This is a genomic window from Marivita sp. (assembly GCF_965656765.1).
GTDB lineage: Bacteria > Pseudomonadota > Alphaproteobacteria > Rhodobacterales > Rhodobacteraceae > Marivita.
The window spans coordinates 78,335-93,586 of sequence record NZ_CBFHLV010000001.1 but is presented as its reverse complement, the minus strand read 5'-3'; the positions used below and the strand labels follow the sequence as shown (position 1 = coordinate 93,586).

The 15,252-nt window shown below is 56.6% G+C and carries 14 protein-coding genes; 4 read left to right on the top strand and 10 right to left on the bottom strand.

Annotated features, from left to right (window positions below; translation table 11 throughout):
* Positions 1–2: 2 nt before the first annotated feature.
* The 5 genes from rodA to ACTG4M_RS00450 all read right to left on the bottom strand — a co-directional run bounded on the left by rodA (position 3) and on the right by ACTG4M_RS00450 (position 5,664).
* Complete coding sequence (gene rodA / locus ACTG4M_RS00470) at positions 3–1,142, bottom strand: rod shape-determining protein RodA (protein WP_439121661.1); 1,140 nt, start codon at positions 1,140–1,142, stop codon at positions 3–5.
* Positions 1,139–3,082: a penicillin-binding protein 2 gene (mrdA, locus tag ACTG4M_RS00465; protein ID WP_439121660.1), complete on the bottom strand. Its 1,944-nt coding sequence runs from the start codon at positions 3,080–3,082 to the stop codon at positions 1,139–1,141. The genes rodA and mrdA overlap by 4 nt, the downstream gene beginning before the upstream one ends.
* Entirely contained in the window at positions 3,079–3,615 is a 537-nt protein-coding gene (locus ACTG4M_RS00460) for a rod shape-determining protein MreD (RefSeq protein WP_439121659.1), read from the bottom strand. Before ACTG4M_RS00460 ends, mrdA begins: the two co-directional genes overlap by 4 nt.
* A complete protein-coding gene (mreC, locus tag ACTG4M_RS00455; protein WP_439121658.1) occupies positions 3,615–4,520 on the bottom strand; it encodes a rod shape-determining protein MreC in 906 nt (301 codons plus the stop codon). The genes ACTG4M_RS00460 and mreC overlap by 1 nt, the downstream gene beginning before the upstream one ends.
* 97 nt (positions 4,521–4,617) lie before the next feature.
* Positions 4,618–5,664, bottom strand: a complete 1,047-nt coding sequence (locus tag ACTG4M_RS00450) for a rod shape-determining protein (RefSeq protein WP_292289349.1) — start codon at positions 5,662–5,664, stop codon at positions 4,618–4,620.
* Positions 5,665–5,996: 332 nt separating this feature from the next.
* Between ACTG4M_RS00450 and ACTG4M_RS00445 the strand changes: the two genes are divergently transcribed.
* Both ACTG4M_RS00445 and ACTG4M_RS00440 read left to right on the top strand, forming a co-directional pair.
* Positions 5,997–6,419, top strand: coding sequence for a hypothetical protein (locus ACTG4M_RS00445; protein ID WP_439121657.1), 423 nt, complete (start codon positions 5,997–5,999; stop codon positions 6,417–6,419).
* A gap of 110 nt (positions 6,420–6,529) precedes the next feature.
* The gene (locus ACTG4M_RS00440; protein WP_439121656.1) at positions 6,530–9,028 is read left to right on the top strand and encodes a GcvT family protein; all 2,499 of its coding nucleotides are present in this window, start codon (positions 6,530–6,532) and stop codon (positions 9,026–9,028) included.
* Positions 9,029–9,103: 75 nt separating this feature from the next.
* Here the strand turns inward: ACTG4M_RS00440 and ACTG4M_RS00435 are convergent, their stop codons facing one another.
* From ACTG4M_RS00435 to ACTG4M_RS00420, 4 genes are all read right to left on the bottom strand, one after another.
* The gene (locus tag ACTG4M_RS00435) at positions 9,104–9,535 is read right to left on the bottom strand and encodes an EF-hand domain-containing protein (RefSeq protein ID WP_439121655.1); all 432 of its coding nucleotides are present in this window, start codon (positions 9,533–9,535) and stop codon (positions 9,104–9,106) included.
* An 81-nt stretch (positions 9,536–9,616) separates the two neighbouring features.
* On the bottom strand, positions 9,617–9,952 hold the full coding sequence (locus ACTG4M_RS00430) for a carboxymuconolactone decarboxylase family protein (protein ID WP_439121654.1): 336 nt from the start codon (positions 9,950–9,952) through the stop codon (positions 9,617–9,619).
* A gap of 65 nt (positions 9,953–10,017) precedes the next feature.
* Positions 10,018–10,497 (bottom strand): hypothetical protein, encoded by a 480-nt coding sequence (locus ACTG4M_RS00425; protein ID WP_439121653.1) that lies wholly within the window; start codon positions 10,495–10,497, stop codon positions 10,018–10,020.
* 201 nt (positions 10,498–10,698) lie between these two features.
* On the bottom strand, positions 10,699–12,387 hold the full coding sequence (locus ACTG4M_RS00420; protein WP_439121652.1) for an acyl-CoA dehydrogenase family protein: 1,689 nt from the start codon (positions 12,385–12,387) through the stop codon (positions 10,699–10,701).
* Between ACTG4M_RS00420 and ACTG4M_RS00415 the strand changes: the two genes are divergently transcribed.
* The gene (locus ACTG4M_RS00415; RefSeq protein ID WP_439121651.1) at positions 12,386–12,550 is read left to right on the top strand and encodes a hypothetical protein; all 165 of its coding nucleotides are present in this window, start codon (positions 12,386–12,388) and stop codon (positions 12,548–12,550) included. The two genes, ACTG4M_RS00420 and ACTG4M_RS00415, sit on opposite strands and share 2 nt — an antisense overlap.
* Positions 12,551–12,600: 50 nt before the next feature.
* Here the strand turns inward: ACTG4M_RS00415 and ACTG4M_RS00410 are convergent, their stop codons facing one another.
* On the bottom strand, positions 12,601–14,199 hold the full coding sequence (locus ACTG4M_RS00410; protein ID WP_439121650.1) for a phosphoenolpyruvate carboxykinase: 1,599 nt from the start codon (positions 14,197–14,199) through the stop codon (positions 12,601–12,603).
* A 348-nt stretch (positions 14,200–14,547) separates the two neighbouring features.
* Here ACTG4M_RS00410 and ACTG4M_RS00405 point away from each other — a divergent pair, with 348 nt between their 5' ends.
* The gene (locus ACTG4M_RS00405) at positions 14,548–15,252 is read left to right on the top strand and encodes a response regulator transcription factor (protein WP_439121649.1); all 705 of its coding nucleotides are present in this window, start codon (positions 14,548–14,550) and stop codon (positions 15,250–15,252) included.

The following is a 15,252-nucleotide window of genomic DNA, read 5'->3' as shown; positions in this document are numbered from 1 at the left end:
GCTTACCTCGGTCGGTGGATATGAGCGCTCTGTACCAAGCCAAACGCGATCATCAAGACCAACATCGCAGATCCGCCGTAGCTGACCAATGGCAGCGGTACGCCCACAACCGGGGCAAGGCCCATGACCATTGACATGTTGACAGCAAAGAACAGGAAGAATGTCACGCCAATGCCGAGGATCAGGAGCGAGGAATACCGGTCGCGGTTTTGCAGTGCGGATACGATGCAAAAGACAAGGATCAGCACATAAAGAATCAGCAGGGAGATCCCGCCGATAAACCCGAATTCCTCGGCTAGAGTGTTGAAGATGAAGTCAGTATGTTTTTCTGGTAGAAAGTTCAGCCGGGATTGCGTGCCTTGCATGAAACCACGCCCGGTCCATCCACCAGAGCCCATCGCGATCTTGGCCTGTGTGATATGATAGCCCGCACCCAGCGGGTCAGAAGATGGGTCAAGAAACGTGTCGATACGGCGGAACTGGTAGTCTTTAAGCAGTTGCCATTCGGTGCCACGGCTTAGGAACACAGTGTAGATGCCACCGATGCCTGCCGCGATCACGGTGGCGAAATAGACCCAATGAACGCCCGCGATGAACATCATCAGACCACCACCAGCGACCAGCAGGATGGCGGTACCAAGATCTGGTTGCGTCAGCACAAGAAAAGTCGGCAGCAGGATGATGAACACCGGCACAAGCACCCAGAACGGATGCGAAGTTTTCTTGATCGGAAGCCAATCGTAATAGGCGGCGAGCACCATCACCATTGCGATTTTCATCAGCTCGGATGGTTGAAGGCGCATGAAGCCAAGGTCGATCCAGCGCTGGGCACCCATTCCCACAGAGCCGAAGAACTCGACCGCAACCAGCAAGGCAAGCGCGATGAGGTAGGCCATGACGGACATATTGCGCCAGAACCAAATAGGCACCATCGCCACGATGAACATAACCGCCAGCCCAAGCGCATAGCGTTTCATCTGAGGTTCGGCCCAAGGCGACATCGACCCACCGGCGACGGAATAAAGCATCAAAAGCCCGACGCCTGCGATGGCGGTCAAAAGAATGACCAGCGGCCAATTGATGAACAACATCTTGCGCCACCCGGCCGGGACGGTTTTGACGGTATACTCAAGGTAACTCATGCGCGGCTCCGGCCATCCGGATCGTTTTCGCGTAGAACCTGTTGCAGACGTTCCTGTTGAGTACGAATGCGTTGACGATCTTTCGATGGGTATGCGTCCAGAGGCGGGTCTTCGCCATAAAGAGCCTGCAATGTCACGTCGCGTGCAATGGGTGCGGCCGCCGTCGACCCGCCGCCGCCATGTTCGACGACAACTGACACGGCGATTTTGGGGGTGTCGTAAGGCGCATAGTTCACGAACAGCGCATGGTCGCGCCGGTTCCAGGGGAGGTCTTCGTTACGGGTCACGCCACGTGCGCGTTCAGCTGCGGTGATGTTTCGGACCTGACTGGTGCCGGTTTTGCCCGCCATTCGGAATGTCTCGTCAATAATGCGCGATCTATAGGCGGTGCCGCGGCGGTTGTTGCTGACGGCAAACATCGCGCGCCGGATCTGGCGCAGGTGGTTTTCGTTGAACCCCATGTCTTCGCGGCCAAGCTCTGCGGTCTCAATTCCATCGACACGACGCACGAGTCGCGGCGTGACGCCATTGCCGGTCGCCAGACGCGCGGTCATCACGGCAAGTTGTAAGGGGGAGCTGAGCACGAAGCCTTGACCGATTGAGGCGTTTACGGTGTCACCGATCACCCAGCCGGCCCCGCGTTCGCGTTCTTTCCAGTCCTTGTTCGGCACCAAACCTTCTGTGACGGCAGACATGCCGATCCCAAAGGCTTGTCCAAGCCCAAGCCGCCGTGCGGTTTCCGCGATACGTTCGATCCCGACCTCAAGCGCCAAGTCGTAATAATAGACGTCGCAGCTTTCCCGTAGGGATTGCTCTAGGTTCATGTGGCCATGGCCAGCTCGTTTCCAGCAGTGAAAGCGGCGTCCGGCAACTTCCATATGGCCCGGGCACCAGACGGTTTCATCAGGAGCCACGACGCCGGCATCCATTGCAGCCAGTGCTGTGACCATCTTGAACGTTGATCCAGGGGGATAGGCGTCTTGAACAGTTTTCGATGCAAGAGGACGATGATCATTGTCCCGCAGGTCGCCAAAATCGGCGACGGATATTCCCCGCACAAATTTGTTGGGGTCATAGGAGGGTGACGAGGCGATGCCGAGAAGATCACCATTTGTGACATCCATCACGACAACGGACGCGCTTTCTTCGCCAAGGCGGGCTTGAATGTAGCTTTGCAATTTGCTGTCTACGGTCAGTTGCATATCCGCGCCCGGCGTGCCTTCGCGGCGATCCAGTTCGCGCATGACGCGGCCAACGGCGTTTACCTCGACTCGCTTGGCCCCGGCGCGACCGCGCAAGGCTTCTTCGTGGCGGGCTTCTATTCCGACCTTGCCGATCTGAAAGCGCGGAATTCGCAGAACCGGATCGGGTGTTTCGTACCGAGCGAGATCACGTTCACTGACTGGGCCAACATAGCCCACCACATGCGCAAAATCGCCACGGCGCGGATAGATGCGCGACAGACCAACCTCGGGCGTGACGCCGGGCAGGGCTGGGGCATTGACTGCAACGCGGCTGATATCGTCCCAGGTAACACGTTCGGCCAGGGTGACAGGTAGGAACGGTGCGCTCCGCTGCATTTCGGTCAACGCGCGATTCAGTTCGTCTTCGTCCAGTTCGACCAGCGACGACAGGCGCGCGATCACGTCATCGACATCGCCTGCGTCTTCTCTGACCATCGTGATACGGTAAGACGGTTCGTTTGCGGCAAGAATGATACCGTTGCGATCAAAGATTTGGCCGCGCGTTGGTGGGATCAGACGAATGTTGATGCGGTTTTCTTCGGCGAGCAGGCGGAATTCATTGGCCTGATCGACTTGCAAATGCTGCATCCGCAGACCCAGCGTTCCGGCAAAGGCAAGCTGTACCCCGCCAAGGATCAGCCCCCGGCGCGAGATTTTGCGGACGCTTTCCGCGGTATCTTTTGGCGCTCGTCTCATAGGGTTCGCCCCACCCGATCCATGTCTCCGGGTGCGGATCGCCGCACTCCGAAAAGGAAAAAGGATACACCCACAACTGCCGGGTAGATGGCGATCGTCATCAGCACCTGAACAAGGCTCAGCATGAGCGTTCCGGGTGCAAGGATAAGGACCATCATCACCGTGCGATAGAGGATCGTAATCACAATCAGGGTACCTGCGAAGGTCAACCATTCAAGTACAAATGTTGTTTCGCGCTGCCGCCGTTCGCGGGATTTGAGCCACTCACACGCACAGACCACCAGCACTGACCAAAGTCCGGGGGGGCGTTGCAGCATCATGTCGGCCAATAGCATAACGCCTGTGACCAGTAGGATCGGGACGTATTCGGGACGGCGCACTGACCATGCAAAGACCATCGCAACCAGAACATCCGGGCTGGCCCATTGGCTGGGTGCCGGGTTCAGGGGTAGCAGGTGGAAAAACAGGATCAGCAAGGCGAGCAGCACAAACAGAAGCCGCATCCCCCAAAGCTGAAGAATACCCGAATCCATCACTGTTCTGGCTCCGGAACGGCGGCCTCTGCTTCGCCGGGAGGTGTTTCGGGTAGGATCAGCGCAGACGGATTCGACACCCGCCGCGCCCCGTGGTCGCGCAAGACACGCAAGAATTCGAGCCGTTCATAGTCGGCGGCCAATCGCGTGCGAAGGCGCCCGCCGGGGTCTTGGGCCACCTGTCCGATTAGAAGCCCTGGAGGGAATACATCGCCGTCGCCAGATGTGACGATGCGATCACCGGGGCGGACTTGATCCGGGTTTTCGAGAAAGTCGATTGGAGGAGCAGATGTATTGTCCCCAACGATAAGCGCGCGTTGGCCAGATGGCTGGATGGTTGCCGGGATCCGGCTTGTGGCATCGGTGAGCATGATTACGCGGCTGGTATTCGGCCCAACCCCGGAAATGCGACCGACAAGACCTGTGCCGTCCATTGTTGCCCAGCCGTCAACAATCCCGTCCCGCGACCCCACATTGATGAGAAGAGACTGCCTGAACGGTGAGCCGGAATCGGCCAGCACGACGCCCGTGACATAGGTTAGCCGTGGATCAAGTCGGACATTGTTCAAATCCCGCAGCTTGGCATTTTCCTGTTCGAGCTGCAGCGCGGCCTCTTTCCACGACGCCATTTGGCGTAATTCGCGGCGCAGTTCTTGGTTCTGTTCGTAAATGCGCTGATAGCTGCGAAAATCGCGGGCGAGGTTCACGGTTGCGGTTACCGGGGCCATTGCCCAGTCAAAGCTTGGGATCACCGCGTCAATCACTGCAGCGCGAAACCGTTCGACACGGGGACTATCGATCCGCCAGACAAAGAACAGACCAAGAAGGCACAGGATCACCACCGCCAGCAGCAAACGTCGCAGCGGGGTTGTGTAGTCTTCGCTATTGGTGCCGTTCTTTGCCAAAACTCCCCCTTCCAAGCGCAACCCGAAAAGTGGGAACGGTTTTTCGGATCAGATTGCGCGCACTCTTAACACATACTCGGGCAAATGGGTGGTCAGATCAGCTGTCGTAGTCAATCGCGTGGCGCAGTTGTTTTTCATACTCAAGTGCCTTGCCGGTGCCCAAGGCAACACAGTTCAGGCTTTCATCTGCAATCGACACGGCCAAACCGGTCTGTTCGCGCAGCGCCAAGTCAAGATCACCAAGCAATGCGCCACCACCGGTGAGCATCACGCCACGGTCAACGATGTCAGCGGCAAGGTCCGGTGGGGTGGCTTCCAAGGCGGTCATCACTGCTTCGCAGATCGCCTGAACTGGTTCGGACAGAGCCTCGGCAACTTGAGCCTGACTGATTTCGGTCTCTTTGGGCACGCCGTTAAGAAGGTCGCGGCCTCGGATCATCATGGAAGTGCCGCGACCGTCGTCAGGCATGCGGGCGGTGCCGATGGATGTCTTGATGCGTTCAGCGGTTGATTCGCCGACCAGCAGGTTTTGTTGGCGACGCAGATAATTGATTATAGCTTCGTCCATGCGGTCACCACCAACACGTACGGATCGTGCGTATACGATGTCGCCGAGCGACAGAACGGCAACTTCGGTTGTTCCGCCGCCGATATCGACAACCATGTTTCCCGTCGGGTCGGTGATCGGCATGCCAGCGCCAATGGCCGCTGCGATCGGTTCGGCGATCAGACCGGCTTTGCGTGCGCCAGCGGACAAGACCGACTGGCGGATCGCTCGCTTTTCGACCGGGGTCGCACCGTGCGGGACGCAAACGATGATCTTGGGTTTGGAGAACGTCGAGCGTTTGTGCACTTTGCGGATGAAGTGTTTGATCATCTCTTCGGCGACATCAAAATCTGCGATCACGCCTTCACGCATTGGGCGGATCGCTTCGATGCTACCCGGGGTCCGACCTAGCATCAGCTTGGCGTCTTCGCCCACAGCTAGCACTTTTTTCTGACCGTCCTTAATGTGGTAGGCAACGACAGATGGTTCTGAAAGTACCACACCACGACCTTTGACATAGACCAGCGTGTTCGCAGTTCCGAGGTCGATGGCCATGTCCGAAGAAAACATGCCTAGCAATTTGTCGAGTCCCAGCATCCGCGATTTGCCCCAAGTCAATGATATTTAGGCTCGCGACTCTATCGGGTCGCAAGCCGAGGGTCTTATAGGGTCGGTTGATGTGCTGCGAAAGGGTCAGTTCATGCTTTGCAGCATGAAATCGCCACATGAGGCAACCTGCCGTCCTGCGGGCCCTGTTTTGGGGGCGAATTAGGCGAATTATCGTAAAATTGTGAACGGTTTTTTGAGTTTGGCGCTTTTGGATCAACACCGGAACCAAAGACATGACCATTGCCGCTGAATAGCCATCAGACAATCGCATTCAGCGCGTGCGAGTGCGGCAAGATAGCGGCAAATAATAGGGTATGTTTATGATTGTTAAATTGGTGAAAAATCTGGTCAAATTAGGGTTTTATGCAGGCGGCCTTGGGGTTGTAGTTGGCGTGTGGGATTATACCCAGCAAGCCAAGGCTGCCGAGTATCAATATTCATTTGCAGCATATAAACAGTCAGTTATCGACCGTCATGGTGAACAGGCGATCTATGCCTTTTCCACCCTCGATACTGCCAAAGCTGGTGTGGATACAGGACTGCGTATGGTCGAACAAACGGGTGTTCTCGAAATGGTAGGATTGTCGACGCAGACGCTGATCGGCGCGGCTGACACTAAGGTGATTGCGAACGTCGATGCTGCTGGCGCCTTGACCGATGCTGCAACCGTTCAACTGGTGGCTGGTGAACATGTAGCGGCACCAAAAACGTCGCTTTTCCCACGGGCGCGGGTGATGCCTTGATGTGATGAAACGACAACGCGTCGTTTTCCTACCGCAACGTGTCGGGTCGGTTTGGTGGCGCGTTTGCACTGCGGGTATTCACGGGTTCAAACGCCTTGGAGTGAAGACCCATGAAAACGCATGTCAAAGCTTTGGTTGTCGGTGGCGGTGCCGTTGGAACCTCAATCGCCTATCATCTGGCTCGTGCCGGGTGGGATGATGTGATGCTGCTGGAGCGGGACGAACTTACGTCCGGCTCCACCTGGCATGCGGCGGGGCTTTTGCCGTATTTCAATATGTCGTATGCGACGACCCACATCCACGACTATTCGATCAAGTACTACAAGACGCTTGAGGAAGAGACCGGGTTGAACGCGGGCTTTTCGGTGGTCGGCAATCTGCGCATGGCACAAAGCCAAGAGCGGATGAACGAGTACATGCTTTACGCATCCACTGCAGAAACCTGTGATGTGCCGTACGAATGGCTGTCGCCTGCGCAGATCAAAGAGCGGTATCCGCTGGTGCATTCCGACGATCTGGTTGGGGCGATCTATCATCCGACGGATGGATACATTAACCCTGCTGACGTCACCATGGCGATGGCCAAGGGCGCGCGGCAACGCGGTGTGATGATCGAACGCAAGTGGCAGGCGGATGCGTTTCACTGGACGGGCGATCATTGGGATGTGACGTGTACTAAAATGGTGGAAAAGGGTGGCAACCTTGTGCCGTCCGACGAACAGATCGTCATTCATGCGGAACACGTGGTAACAGCGACGGGCAATCATCCGCAGCGCACAGCGAAATTGTTGGGCCTCAAGATCCCCGCGATTCCGGTGGAGCATCAGTTCATCGTCACCGAACCTGATCCAGCACTTGTAGAATGGCGCAAAAACAATGGCGAACACCCGGTGCTGCGCGATGCGGACGCCAAGTGGTACGTGCGTGAAGAACGCGGTGGCTGGATTCTTGGACCTTATGAGCGCAACGCGCCTGCGAGGTTCGAATACGGTGTGCCGGACAGTTTCCGGGCCGATCTGTTCCCGCTTGATCTCGACCGGATCGAAGAAGAATACATGAGCATGATCCACCGCATTCCGTCTTCGGAAACGGTGGGTCTCAAGGACGATTTCAACGGCCCGATCTGTTACACGCCAGATGGTAATCCGCTGGTTGGTCCTGCGCCGGGCTTGCGGAATATGTGGCTGGCTGAAGGGTTTTCATTCGGGATCACGGCAGCAGGCGGCACGGGTTATTACCTTGCGCAGCTGATGGTCGAAGGCGAGGCCGAGATCGACATGGCGTCGCTTGATCCCAAGCGTTACGGGTCGTGGATGACGACCGAATACGCGGCGCGGAAGAATGAAGAGGCGTACGAGCACGTCTACATCCTGCATCATCCGGATGAGGAACGGCCAGCCTGTCGTCCGCTTCGGACAGCTCCTGCGTACGACCGGCAAAAAGCGCTCGGCGCGCAATTTGGCTGTGTGAACGGGTGGGAACGTCCGAACTATTATGGCCCTTTGGATGCTCCTGAAACCTTTGACCACGATGCACGGTCGTTCAAACGCGGCGGTTGGTGGCAATACGCGGTGGAAGAGGCCAAGGCGGTCCGAGAGGGCGTTGGCCTTATCGACGCGACAGCGTTTACCAAGCATCTTGTCAAAGGCCCTGGGGCAACGCAGTTCCTTGACTGGTTCACTTGCAACAAGCTGCCGAAGGTCGGGCGCATCAATCTGACCTACGCGCTGACCGACCACGGGACAACTCGCACGGAATACACCATCGTGCGCTTGGGCGAAGATGAGTATTATCTCGTGTCTGCCGGTGCTTGGACGGCGTATGACGCGGACTATCTGCGCAAGGCTGCCGAGGATAAGGCGGCTGAGTTCGGCTATGTCGAGATTCAGGATGTGACCACCCAATGGGGTGTCTTTGCCATCGCTGGGCCAAAATCGCGTGATGTGCTGAAAGAGATCGTAAAAGATGCCGATCCCGAGACCGTTTTGGGCAACAAGCGGTTCCCTTGGCTGACGTGCCGCGATATCGAACTGGGCATGTGCCCGGTGCGCGCGATACGGGTGGCCTATACCGGGGAGCTGGGCTGGGAATTGCACCATCCGATCGAAATGCAGAACTATCTGTGGGATCAACTCATGGCCGCCGGTGCCAAGCATGATATGAAGCTCGTTGGTGCACGGGCGCAAAACTGGCTGCGTCAGGAGAAATCCTATCGTGCGTTTGGGAATGAACTCGGCCGGGACGCCACGCCTTTGGAAGCAGACTTGCCACGTTTCGTGGACTTGGCGAAAGACTTCCGCGGTAAAGACGCACTGGAAGAGACCGGGGTCCGGTCCAAGTGTTGTACTTTGTTGATCGACGGGCCAGACGATGCCGATCCGTGGGGCCGCGAAGTGCTATATAATGGCGAAACCCGCGTGGGTCGCCTGACCTCGGGCGGGTATTCGGTGGCGTTCGGGAAATCCATCGGGATGGGATACGTTAAGCCAGAGCTTGCTGTGCCGGGGACAAAGCTTCAGGTCAAAATGTTCGATCAGCTTTGGAGTGCCGAAGTGGTCGAGGACAGCCCCTACGACCCAAAAAACGAGGTCATCCGCAAAGACGGATGATTCGGATGGGGCCGGACGCATCCCAGCGTCCGGTTTTTCCTTAAGCGGGAAAACGCCCGTGGCTCAGGTGTGCTTTCAACCGCGCCCGAAGTCGGCTGTTGTGACCGCGCCGTCGCCATTGCGATCCATGCTGGTGAACCATGCTGGAACCGCGCCCATAAATTCTTCGCGGCTGACAGACCCATCGCCGTTTGTGTCTGTCACATCGCGCAACATACCATTGGCGGGGTTACGTTTTCCCTTGCCGTGGCCTTCGCCGTTTTCTGCCATGTCCATTTCGCGGGCTTCGTCAAAAAGGTCATGCTCTTCGGGTGACAAGATGCCGTTTTCATCGGCATCGAATGTAAGAAACACATCGCCGCGACGTTCGGTGGCTTCGGCCAATGTAACCTGCCCATCCCCGTCAAGGTCCCAATTTTCGACGAAGTGGCCGCCCGGGACACCCTGTTGTGCAGTTGCTGTTGTTGCTGCGAAGAGCAGAGCGAGAATAAGGGGGGATTTTGACATGATGGCCTCATACACATTAATTATTTGGAATATGTATGGGGGATACATCCGGCTTGCATCCCCCCAAAGTGTCGCAGCCATTTAGGCGGCGAGTTCGTCGTAGACCTCAAGCGCTTTGCCCGCATACATGAGTCCGGGTCCACCGCCCATCTGGACACAGGTGGCGAGAACCTCGCCAATCTCATCCCGTGTCGCGCCCAACCTCACCAAGGCTTCGACATGAAACAGGATGCACGGCTCGCAGCGTGTCGCGACGGCGATCCCCAGTGCCACATACTCCTTTTCCTTGAAGGTGAGGGCGGCGTCTTTCTTGACGGTTTTGCCCAAAGCCCCGAATGCGGCCGAGGTGTCAGGGATTTGACCATTCAGAGATTTCAGTTGCGTTTTGGTGTCGTTGAGTTTGGCTTTCCAGCTCATGGCATGCTCCTGCGATATGTTTGGCTTGCAAAAGCATTCCTGCCGGTGGTGGTCTTTGATGCAGATCAGGCCGACGCTTTGGTCCATGTCGCCACGCGCAAGGCGCGGCCAATAAAGGTGCCGGAGAGAGCGCCGGCGACGGCACAGATGGTTGCGATGTAGGTCACGCCACTCGCCATTTCCGGGACCATGCCATTCACTGCACCGTTCACGAAGTTCAGAACGAATAAACCCATGATTGTCACCATACTGAGCCATTCACCACGAATGGTGACGTAACGATCTGTGATGCCAGCGATCCATTTGGTCTGCGCAAGAAAGCCAAACCGTGCGCCCGACGCGTAACCGACCACGAAAAGAGCAACGGCAAGAAGCCGCAGATCAAAGGATAGGACGGTTCGGAGTGACAAGAGGCCGAGCAATGGCAGGCTATAGACCAGTACTTTGGGGACTTGGCGCGATCTGGTGGCGCGTAGGCTTACGATAAGCAGGCCGATGAAAAGTGGCAGTACCCATACGGGAACGTTGGCGAAAAAAGTGGTCATGTCGTGTCTCCTGATTGCTGTTTCGTCCATTGGGACGACAGGCACGACAACGGCCACACATCATGCGCTATATGCGGTGAAACTACGTGTTTGGTGGGTTAACGCTGTTCACGAAGCGCCAGTGGCGGGCCGGACTTTGGTCATGAGACATAGAAAAGGCCCCGCATCGCTGCGAGGCCTTTTGATTGGTTGTGCTTCGGATCAGCCCAGTAAACGTCGTGCGATCACTTGCGCCTGAATTTCGGCGGCGCCTTCAAAGATATTGAGGATGCGCGCGTCACACAGAATGCGGCTGATTTTGTATTCGAGGGCAAAGCCATTGCCACCGTGGATTTGCAGCGCGTTGTCAGCGGCGGCCCAGGCGACCCGCGCGCCCAGAAGCTTGGCCATGCCGGCTTCAAGGTCACAGCGCCGGCCTTCGTCTTTTTCGCGTGCCGAGAAATAGGTGAGCTGTCGCGCGACCATGATTTCGACCGCCATCATCGCCAGTTTTGACGCAACTCGGGGGAAGTTGATCAGCGATTTGCCGAATTGCTTGCGGTCCTGCGCGTATTTCATGCCTTCGTCGAGTGCCGATTGCGCCACGCCAATGGCGCGGGCGGCTGTCTGGATGCGCGCGGACTCAAACGTCTCCATCAGCTGTTTAAAGCCTTTGCCCTCTTCCATGCCCAACAGGTTTTCACCCTTCACCTTGAAATCGTCAAAGTTGAGGGTGTATTCCTTCATGCCCCGGTATCCGAGGACTTCGATCTCGCCACCGGAAATGCCGGGATCCTGCCAAGGCGCTTCGTCGGTACCAGGCGTCTTTTCCGCCATGAACATCGACAAGCCTTTGTAATTGTCGGTGTCCGGCACCGTGCGGGCCAGAACGGTCATCACATGGGTGCGCGCGGCGTGGGTGATCCACGTCTTGTTGCCGTTGATCGTCCAGTTCCCGTCTTCGCCTTTGACGGCTTTGGTGCGCAATGCGCCAAGGTCGGAGCCGGTGTTCGGCTCTGTAAAGACCGCGGTTGGCAGAATTTCACCGGAGGCGAGGCCCGGGAGCCACTTTTCCTTTTGTTCGTCCGTGCCGCCCGCGATTACTAGCTCAGCAGCGATCTCGGACCGGGTGCCAAGGGAACCGACGCCGATATAGCCGCGTGACAGCTCTTCTGAAACAACGCACATAGCGTTCTTGGTCAGGCCGAAGCCGCCATGTTCTTCCGGGATCGTCAGGCCAAAGACACCCATTTCGGCCAACTCGTCGATGATCTCCATCGGGATGAGCTCGTCCTTGAGGTGCCATTCGTGCGCGTAGGGTTCGACCTTATCGAGAGAGAAGCGGCGGAACTGCTCACGGATCATCTCAAGCTCATCGTCTAGACCACACGCACCGACGGTGTGTTCTGCGCTGCGTTCCTGCATCAATTCGACAAGACGTACACGGGCTGCCTGCGTGTTGCCGTCCTGGGTCAGGCGCATGACTTCGGGTGTCATCAAAACGCGCATATCTTCCTGGCCAAGGCCCATGTCCTGAAGTCGGACCATTTCACCCTGGTTCATTTGGATGCCGCCGTAGATTTGCCAGAGGTATTCACCAAAGGCGATCTGGTGGATCAGTTGTTCGACTTCCCCGAACTTGCCCTCGGCGTGTAACCGTTCGGCCCAGCCCTGCATCTGGCGCAGCGATTCGACATATGTGGCCAGCCAAGCAAAGCCATGTGCTGCGGTTTGGTTTTCTTCGATCAGGGCGCCAGAAATGCGACCTTCGGATTCGACCATGCTGTGCACGCGCGCCTTGGCCATATCCACTACCTTGATGGTAGGATCGACCGCCGCTGCTGTCAGGGACAGCAAGTCTGGCAGAATGGTTTGGGTCGTCAGGGTCAAGTCTTGTCCGTCATGGGCCATGAATCGTGTCCTTTCAGCTTTGCCGTTGGATATCTACTTTGCAGGTGCAGCGCAACAAAAATACCAAGAGAGCCTGAAATTTGTTTCAATCTTTCGCATTGAATTGCTGCCGTGCGGCGCTAAAGGCAATGCGGGTGCAGAAAAAAATGGCGAGTGCATCTGAATATGGTGCACTCGCCTCTTTGTCTCCAAGCGCCTTTCGACGCAGGTGGGTTAGCCGATCGCAGCGGCTTTTACGTCATCGTCGATGTAAGGAACGTATTGCGCAAAGTTGTCGGCGAACATCTGCACCAGCTTGGTTGCTTGTGCGTCATACGCGTCTTTGTCGTTCCATGTCCGGCGTGGGTCGAGCAGCATGTCCGGCACACCTTCGACCTTGACCGGCACTTCAAAGCCGAAGTTGGGGTCTTTACGGAATTCCGCCTCGGCAAGGCTGCCATCTAGGGCTGCGGTCAAAAGGGCCCGCGTCGCCTTGATCGGCATGCGCTGGCCAGAGCCGTATGCGCCGCCGGTCCAACCTGTGTTGACCAGCCAGCATGTTGCGCCATGCGACGCGATCTTTTCGCGAAGCAGGTTGCCATACACTTCTGGACGACGCGGCATGAACGGCGCGCCAAAGCATGTCGAGAAGGTGGGTTCTGGTTCTGTCACACCGCGTTCTGTGCCGGCGACCTTGGAGGTGAAGCCCGACAGAAAGTGGTACATTGCTTGAGCGGGTGTGAGCCGTGCGATCGGAGGTAGAACACCGAACGCGTCACAGGTCAGCATTATGATGTTCTTTGGATGCCCGCCAAGCGCGCTTTCCGACGCGTTCGAAATGTACTCCAGCGGGTAGGCGCAGCGCATGTTAGCAGTCAGGCTATCGTCGGTGAAGTCGAGTTCGAATGTGTCTGGGTCGAACACCATGTTTTCGATGACGGTGCCAAACTTTGTCGTCGTGGCATAAATCTCGGGCTCAGCCTCGGCCGACAGGTTGATTGTCTTTGCATAGCAGCCGCCTTCAAAGTTGAAGGTGCCACGGTCGGACCAGCCGTGTTCGTCGTCACCGATCAGAACACGGTTGGGATCAGCAGACAGCGTGGTCTTGCCGGTCCCCGAAAGACCAAAGAAGATCGCCGTGTCGACAGGGTTTCCAACCGCATGGTTGGCCGAGCAGTGCATCGGCATGATGCCTTTTTCGGGCAGCAAGTAATTCAGCAGGGAGAAGATGGATTTCTTGTTCTCGCCAGCGTATTCCGTGCCGCCAATCAGGATCAGCTTTTTGTCAAAGTTCATGGCGATCACGGTTTCTGATCGGCAATCATGTTTCTTGGGGTCTGCCTGGAACGATGGGCAATTGATCACTGTAAAGTCGGCAGTGAAACTATCGAGGTCTTCGCGCTCTGGGCGACGCATCATGTGACGGATGAACAGGTTGTGCCACGCAAGTTCCTGAATGAAGCGAACATCAATGGAGTGCTTTGGGTCGGCGCCGCCAACGAGGTCTTGAACGTAATATTCGCGACCCTTCATGTGCTCGAGCATATCTTCGTAAAGTGCATCGAACCCCTCGGGCGACATCGGAGCGTTGTTGTCCCACCAGATCGTGTCGGCAACGCTGTCGGTCTTGACGACGTGCTTGTCCTTGGGGGATCGGCCCGTGAATTTACCGGTGGTGCACAGAAAGGCCCCGCCATTTCCCAACGTACCTTCGCCACGTTTCAGGGCCGCTTCGATCAGAGCGGGCTCTGTGAGGTTGTAATAGACATTGCCAAGCCCGTTGATCTGTTGATCTTCCAGCCGGAATTCCGGGTTCACCCGCCCAAATGTCATTTGCCAAGCTCCTGTAGCCGCGCTCTTGCGGCGGTATTGCAGAGGGTCGCACAGCGCGCGTCCCACCCGTGACTGTGCGTCAGGGGTGCAGGCCTCTTAGCATGCCGTTTCCAAATCTGAACAGGACGCAATCGCGCAGTTAGCGCAACCAAAACGGGTTTAGCGCAACCATGGCCGGACTTCGCCGACGAGTGTGATGCAAATTAGCCATCCGTAAGGGATTATTCGCCCTAATATTCCTGCGGGTTATGAGTGATTCGCAGAATTAAGTTGGCGCATAGGTAAAAAATATTCATAATAGTCCGAAAAACATAATAACTGAGAGCAGCAGTACAAGGAACTTACTCCATGTCCAAAATCGCCCTTGTGGACGACGACAGGAACATCCTGACATCGGTCGCGATTACCCTAGAAGCAGAGGGTTTCGAGGTCGAGACCTACAACGATGGCCAGGCCGCGTTGGATGCGTTCAACAAAAAGATGCCGGATATGGCCGTCTTTGATATCAAGATGCCCCGCATGGATGGGATGGACCTGTTACAGCGGGTGCGTCAGAAATCCAAGATGCCGGTCATTTTCCTGACGTCCAAAGATGATGAGATCGACGAAGTGCTGGGACTCCGCATGGGGGCGGACGACTATGTGAAAAAGCCGTTTTCGCAGCGTCTTTTGGTCGAACGTATCCGCGCGCTTCTGCGCCGCCAGGAAGCCATTTCCGGAGATGCGGCTGGCACCGAGGTTGAAGAAACCAAACTCATGGTACGCGGCAACTTGTCGATGGATCCGCTGCGCCATTCGGTGTCGTGGAAAGGTCTTGACGTGTCTTTGACGGTCACGGAATTTCTGCTGCTTCAAGCTCTTGCGCAGCGTCCTGGCTTTGTAAAATCGCGCGACCAGCTGATGGATGTCGCCTATGACGATCAGGTCTATGTTGATGACCGCACGATCGACAGCCATATCAAACGCCTGCGCAAGAAGATGCGCACTGTTGATAACGATTTCTCTGCCATCGAAACATTGTACGGAATCGGTTACCGTTACAACGAAGAGTAA

Coding starts and splice junctions, on each gene's coding strand:
- ACTG4M_RS00440 (WP_439121656.1), top strand. CDS start 6,530: ATGAAAACGCATGTCAAAGCTTTGGTTGTCGGTGGCGGTGCCGTTGGA.
- ACTG4M_RS00460 (WP_439121659.1), bottom strand. CDS start 3,615: ATGGATTCGGGTATTCTTCAGCTTTGGGGGATGCGGCTTCTGTTTGTG.
- ACTG4M_RS00430 (WP_439121654.1), bottom strand. CDS start 9,952: ATGAGCTGGAAAGCCAAACTCAACGACACCAAAACGCAACTGAAATCT.
- ACTG4M_RS00450 (WP_292289349.1), bottom strand. CDS start 5,664: ATGCTGGGACTCGACAAATTGCTAGGCATGTTTTCTTCGGACATGGCC.
- ACTG4M_RS00425 (WP_439121653.1), bottom strand. CDS start 10,497: ATGACCACTTTTTTCGCCAACGTTCCCGTATGGGTACTGCCACTTTTC.
- ACTG4M_RS00415 (WP_439121651.1), top strand. CDS start 12,386: ATGAATCGTGTCCTTTCAGCTTTGCCGTTGGATATCTACTTTGCAGGT.
- ACTG4M_RS00445 (WP_439121657.1), top strand. CDS start 5,997: ATGATTGTTAAATTGGTGAAAAATCTGGTCAAATTAGGGTTTTATGCA.
- ACTG4M_RS00420 (WP_439121652.1), bottom strand. CDS start 12,387: ATGGCCCATGACGGACAAGACTTGACCCTGACGACCCAAACCATTCTG.
- ACTG4M_RS00410 (WP_439121650.1), bottom strand. CDS start 14,199: ATGACATTTGGGCGGGTGAACCCGGAATTCCGGCTGGAAGATCAACAG.
- rodA (WP_439121661.1), bottom strand. CDS start 1,142: ATGAGTTACCTTGAGTATACCGTCAAAACCGTCCCGGCCGGGTGGCGC.
- ACTG4M_RS00405 (WP_439121649.1), top strand. CDS start 14,548: ATGTCCAAAATCGCCCTTGTGGACGACGACAGGAACATCCTGACATCG.
- mrdA (WP_439121660.1), bottom strand. CDS start 3,082: ATGAGACGAGCGCCAAAAGATACCGCGGAAAGCGTCCGCAAAATCTCG.
- ACTG4M_RS00435 (WP_439121655.1), bottom strand. CDS start 9,535: ATGTCAAAATCCCCCCTTATTCTCGCTCTGCTCTTCGCAGCAACAACA.